Below are 5,594 nucleotides of genomic sequence, written 5' to 3'. Positions count from 1 at the left end.
CGGCGGTGACTCCTCGTGAGTGGAGACGAGGACGAGCCGCGGCCGGCCACCTACTACCATCTTGCGCGGGCCGTGCTGTACCGGGAGTTCCTCATCTTCGTGCGCTACCCGGCCAACGCGATCGGGGGGATCGTGGTCTCGCTGTTCTTCTTCGCCGCGCTGTTCCTCGGCGGGCAGCTGCTCGCGGGGCAGGCGCTGACGGACTCGATCGAGGGGATCGTCGTCGGCTACTTCCTGTGGACGCTGTCGGTGGGCGCGTACTCCTCGGTGTCGAACGACATCGGCAGCGAGGTCCAGTGGGGGACCTTAGAGCGGCACATCACCACCCCGTTCGGCTTCGCGCCCGTCGCGCTGTTGAAAGGGGTCGCGAAGGTGGTGCGGACGTTCCTCACGAGCGCGGTGATCCTCGCGGCCATGCTCCTCGCGACCGGGACGCGGCTCAGCCTCGCGCCGGTGACGGTGGTCGCCGTCGCGGGGCTGTCGATCGTCTCGGTCCTCGGACTCGGCTTCGCCGCGGGCGGGGTGACGGTGCTGTACAAGCGGATCGGCAACTGGCTCAACCTCCTCCAGTTCGGCTTCGTCGCGCTGATCTCCGCGCCCGTCTTCGACCTGCCGTGGACGCGCGTGCTGCCGCTGGCGCACGGGAGCGCCATGCTCCAGCGCGCGATGGTCGACGGGATCCGACTCTGGGAGTTTCCGCTCGCCGATCTGGGGCTGCTCGTCGCCGTGGCGGTCGGCTACCTGCTCGGCGGCTACCTCGTGTTCCAGCTCGCTACCCGGCGAGCGCGGCGGTTGGGCGTGCTCGGTGACTACTGATCCGCCGCCGCCGGCTCCGGATGTTAACTCGGGATCGACTCCCTGTAAAAACCCCGACTGGGGTAGCTTTATTTTCATGGATAAGGGTGATAGACCTGTCACACATGACTGACGTCACCCTTCGTCGGACGCAGCTAGCGACGCCCGCGAGCGACGAGAAGATGATGCATTCGGCCGCCGACAGCGACGCCGACGAGGTCTTCCTCGACTTAGAGGACTCGGTCGCGCCCGACGCGAAGCCGGCCGCGCGCGAGCCGCTGATCGAGGCCGCCCGCGAGGAGGACTGGAGCGACAAGGTCCTCAGCTTCCGTATGAACGGAATCGACACCAAGTGGTGGTACGACGACGTGATCACCGTCGTCGGCGAGGCGGGCGAGTACATCGACGACATCATCGTCCCGAAGGTCAAGTCCGCCAGCGACGTTCACACCGTCGAGAACCTCCTCGCGCAGGTCGAGGAGAACAACGGGCTGGAGGTCGGCGCGATCGGGCTCGAACCCCAGATCGAGGACGGCGAGGGGATCCACAACGTCCACGAGATCGCCCACGCCTCCGATCGCCTCTCCTCTATCATCTTCGGACCCGGCGACTACTCGGCCGCGATGGGGACGCCCGGACTCGACATCGGGCAGTTCCCCGAGTACCCCGGCCACTACTGGCACCACGCGCTCTCGGAGTGTAACTCCGCGGCGAAGTCGGCCGGCCTCCCCTGTCTCGACGGCCCGTACGCGGACATCGAGGACCCCGACGGGTTCCGCGAGTCCGCGAGCAACGCCAACATGATCGGCTGCGACGGTAAGTGGGCGATCCACCCCTCGCAGATCGAGATCGGCAACGAAGTGTTCGCGCCGGACCCGGAGACGGCCGAGCGCGCCAAGCGCATCGTCGACGCCTACGCCGAGGCGATGGAGGAGGGCAAGGGCGCGGTGAGCGTCGACGGCCAGATGGTCGACGAGGCGACCAACAAGATGGCCCAAGACATCGTCGAGAAGGCCGAGGCCGCCGGCATCCTGTAATCGGTCTCGACCGTTCGACCCGCGTCCCGCTGATACACCGATTTTTTTGCGCCGACTCAGTCTTAGAGCGGTCGTGCTCTGGACGACGGCGGGGGTGCGTACTATAAACCCGAGTCGGTGAGCGTACATTTAAAAAGATCTGAGCGACGACGAGGACCGTCTATAAAGAATAATGCGGTGGCGCGTGCCTCCGAGCGTGCCGCCGAAGGCGGCCGCGAGGAGCACCGCGCGAGGGAGTCGGTCGCCGGAGCGAAGTGGAGGCGACCGACGAGGCTGGGGAGGTGTGAGGTGCTGTGCGGTTGCGATCGGGTGGGACTCAAAGGGGCAGCCGTGAGGCGGGCGCAGGCAACGTAAGCACCGCAGGAACGAGCGAAGCGAGTGACGAGGAGCGCAGCGAGCGTGCGCCCGCCTCACGGCTGGGGCTTTGGAGGCCTTCGCCGAATCGTCGTTCACTTATAGATAGCCGACAGCGACACCACTTAGCCACTTATAAACAACCGATCAATCGACGCGCGATACGTACTCCCGAAATCGCTCGTCGTTCGCCAGTTCCGATTAAAGCGGCTCGATCAGTTCGACCGCGTGCCCGTCGGGGTCTTTCACGAACGCGGTGCGCGCGCCGGCCTCGGGCTGGTCGCCCGGCTCCTTCACGACGCCGTGGTGGTCGATCGACTCGAACGCCTCGTCGACGTCGACCGCGACGTGGTCGTACCGGTCGCCGTCGTCGCTCGGCTCCTCGCCGTCCGTGTCGGAGAGCTGAAACTCGACGCCGGCGTCGTCCGCGACGTAGACGTTCCGCGTGTCACCGTCCGCGGTCGTGAACTCCCAGGAGCGCTCGAACCCGAGCTGTTCGACGTACCAGTCCGCCGTCCGGTCCGCGTCGGCCACGTTGAGACACGTGTGGAGTATCTCCATGGTACCCGCCTCTCGGGGAGACGGGTTAAATCCCGGCGGGAGACGGCCGCACGGCGACGGTGACCGGAACCGGATCGCCTCGCAAAATTATCATTAACAAAGGTTTTATTCTCTCGCTTGCCCCGGATCACACTATGGCAACCGAACCCACGTGGGGGAGCGACACGCCGGACCTGGACACGTCCGCGGCCGCGCTCGGTCACGACCGGCCGGACGTGGCCGCTTATCGGGACCTGGCATCGGACCTCCGCGAGCGGGTCGCGGGAGAGGTCCAGTTCGACGAGTACGCGCAGGTGCTGTACGCGACGGACGGGAGCATCTATCAGGCGCGACCGGCCGGGGTCGTGATCCCGCGCTCGGTCGCGGACGTTCAGGCCGCGATGGAAGTCGCCGCCGACCACGGTGTCCCGGTCATCCCGCGGGGGGCCGGCTCCTCGCTGGGCGGACAGACCGTCGGGCCGGGCTGCGTGGTGTTGGACTTCTCCACGCACATGGACGAGATTCTGGAGGTCCGCCCCGACGACCGGCGGGCAGTGGTCCAGCCCGGCGTCGTTCAGGACCACCTCGACGACCGCCTCGCCGAGGACGGGCTGAAGTTCGCGCCCGACCCGGCCTCCTCCGCGCGGGCGACCGTCGTCGGCGGAATCGGCAACAACTCCACCGGGGCGCACTCGGTGCGGTACGGGATCACGGACGCGTACACGGAGGAGCTGACGGTCGTGCTCGCGGACGGCTCGCTGATCGAGACCCGCGAGGTCGTCCTCGACTCCCCGGAGTACGAGGCGATCGTCTCGGGCGACGACTTGGAGGCGTCCCTCTACGAGACGACGCGGGCGCTCGTCGAGGACAACCGAGCGCAGATCGACGAGAAGTATCCGAACCTCAAGCGCTCCGTCTCCGGGTACAACCTCCACAAGGTGATCTACGAGAACGACGACGGCGAGGAGGTTATCAACCTCTCGAAGCTGTTCGTCGGCGCGGAGGGCACGCTCGGCACGGTCGTCGAGGCCGAGGTGTCGCTCGTCACCCGGCCCGAGGAGACGGCGCTCGCGCTGTACACGTTCGACTCGCTGGTCGACGCGATGAAGGCCGTGCCCGAGGCCCTAGAGTTCCCCGTGAGCGCGGTCGAGCTGATGGACGACGAGGTGTTCTCGCTGGCGGCCGGGTCACAGGAGTTCGCGCAGTACGCCGAGCCGATCCCGGACCGGGCGGCCGCGGCGCTCATGCTGGAGTGGGACTCGGAGCTGGTCGACGACTTCGAGGCGGCGATCGCGGACACGACCGCCCACTTCGTCGACGAGGGCGACGCCTTCGACGTGCTGGAGGCGTACACCGACGAGGACCAGGAAGACCTCTGGAAGCTCCGAAAGGCTGCCATCCCGCTGTTGATGAGCATGCGCGGCGACCCGAAGCCGTACCCGTTCATCGAGGACGCGACCGTGCCGCCCGAGGAGCTGGCCGAGTACGTCGGGCAGTTCGAGGACGTGCTGGAGAACCACGACACCTCGGCCGCCTACTTCGCGCACGCCGGGAGCGGCACGCTCCACATCCGGCCGATACTCTCGCTCAAAGAGGATGAGGGCGTCGAGAAGATGCACTCCATCTCCGAGGACGTCACCGACCTCGTGTTGGAGCATCACGGCGCGTTCTCCGGCGAGCACGGCGACGGGCTCGCGCGCACCGAGTTCAACCCGAAGATGTACGGCGAGGACCTGTGGAGCGCGTTCCAGGAGCTCAAGTCGACGTTCGACCCCGACTGGCGGATGAACCCTGGGAAGGTCGTCTACGTCGACGGCGACACCGCCGCCGAGCGCGGCTACCCCGACACCGCGGCCGACACGGACATGCGCGAGAACCTCCGGTACGGCCCCGCGTACGAGTCGATCGAGCCGCAGACGACGCTTGACTTCGACGACGAGGGCGGGTTCTCCCATCTCGTCGAGCTGTGTAACGGCTGCGGCACCTGTCGGGAGACGGACTCCGGCGTGATGTGTCCGACCTACCGCGCCTCCGAGGAGGAGATACAGGCGACCCGGGGGCGCGCGAACATGCTCCGGGCCGCCATCAGCGGCGAGCTGGACGACGACGAGATCCACTCCGACCGCTTCCAAGAGGAGGTGCTCGGCCTCTGTGTCGGCTGTAAGGGGTGCAAAAGCGACTGCCCGACCGGCGTCGACCTCGCGAAGCTCAAAGCCGAGGTGAAACACGAACACCACGAGGAGGAGGGGTCGGGACTCCGCGAGCGGATCTTCCGGGACATCGACCGGTTCTCCGCGCTGGGGAGCACGCTCGCGCCGATCTCGAACGCGGCGACGAAGATCCCCGGCGCTCGCAAGGTGATGGACGCGGTGGCGGGGATCGCGCCCGACCGCGAGCTGCCGACGTTCCGTTCCGAGAGCTTCGAGGAGTGGTTCGCGGCGCGCGGCGGCTCGACGGTCGCCCCCGCCGAGGCGGTCGACACGGTCGCGCTGTTCCCGGACACCTACACGAACTACAGCTACCCGGCGGCCGGGAAGGCGGCCGTCTCGGTGCTGGAGGCCGCGAACGTCCGCGTGGAGGTACCCGACGATCTGGCTCCCTCCGGTCGGGCGGCGTTCTCGACGGGGTTCCTCGACGACGCCCGCAAGCGCGCCGCGACCAACGTCGAGCGGCTCGCGCCCCGGGTCCGCGACGGCCAGTCGGTGGTCTTCGTCGAGCCCTCGGACGCGGTGATGTTTCAAGACGAGTACTTAGACCTCCTCGACGGCGACGACGTCGAGGCGGTGTCGGCCGCCGCCTACGGCGTGTTGGAGTACCTCGACGCCGGCCGCGTCGACGAGCGGCTGGCGTTCGACGCGCCCGCGGAGT

General features: G+C 67.6%; 4 protein-coding genes. 3 read left to right on the top strand and 1 reads right to left on the bottom strand.

What is annotated here, in order from left to right; translation table 11 throughout:
* The first annotated feature begins 15 nt into the window (after nt 1-15).
* Both BN903_RS12150 and BN903_RS12145 read left to right on the top strand, forming a co-directional pair.
* Entirely contained in the window at nt 16-816 is an 801-nt protein-coding gene (locus tag BN903_RS12150) for an ABC transporter permease (protein ID WP_048077975.1), read from the top strand.
* A 104-nt stretch (nt 817-920) separates the two neighbouring features.
* The gene (locus BN903_RS12145) at nt 921-1,832 is read left to right on the top strand and encodes a CoA ester lyase (protein WP_048077974.1); all 912 of its coding nucleotides are present in this window, start codon (nt 921-923) and stop codon (nt 1,830-1,832) included.
* A 555-nt stretch (nt 1,833-2,387) separates the two neighbouring features.
* Here the strand turns inward: BN903_RS12145 and BN903_RS12140 are convergent.
* Complete coding sequence (locus BN903_RS12140; protein WP_048077973.1) at nt 2,388-2,747, bottom strand: VOC family protein; 360 nt, start codon at nt 2,745-2,747, stop codon at nt 2,388-2,390.
* 134 nt (nt 2,748-2,881) lie between these two features.
* Between BN903_RS12140 and BN903_RS12135 the strand changes: the two genes are divergently transcribed.
* On the top strand, nt 2,882-5,594 hold a 2,713-nt coding region (locus BN903_RS12135; RefSeq protein ID WP_048077972.1), incomplete at its 3' end, for an FAD-binding and (Fe-S)-binding domain-containing protein.

It is taken from the genome of Halorubrum sp. AJ67, assembly GCF_000513435.1.
Note: the sequence above shows the minus strand (reverse complement) of the source record. Positions and strands in the feature narration are given on the sequence as shown.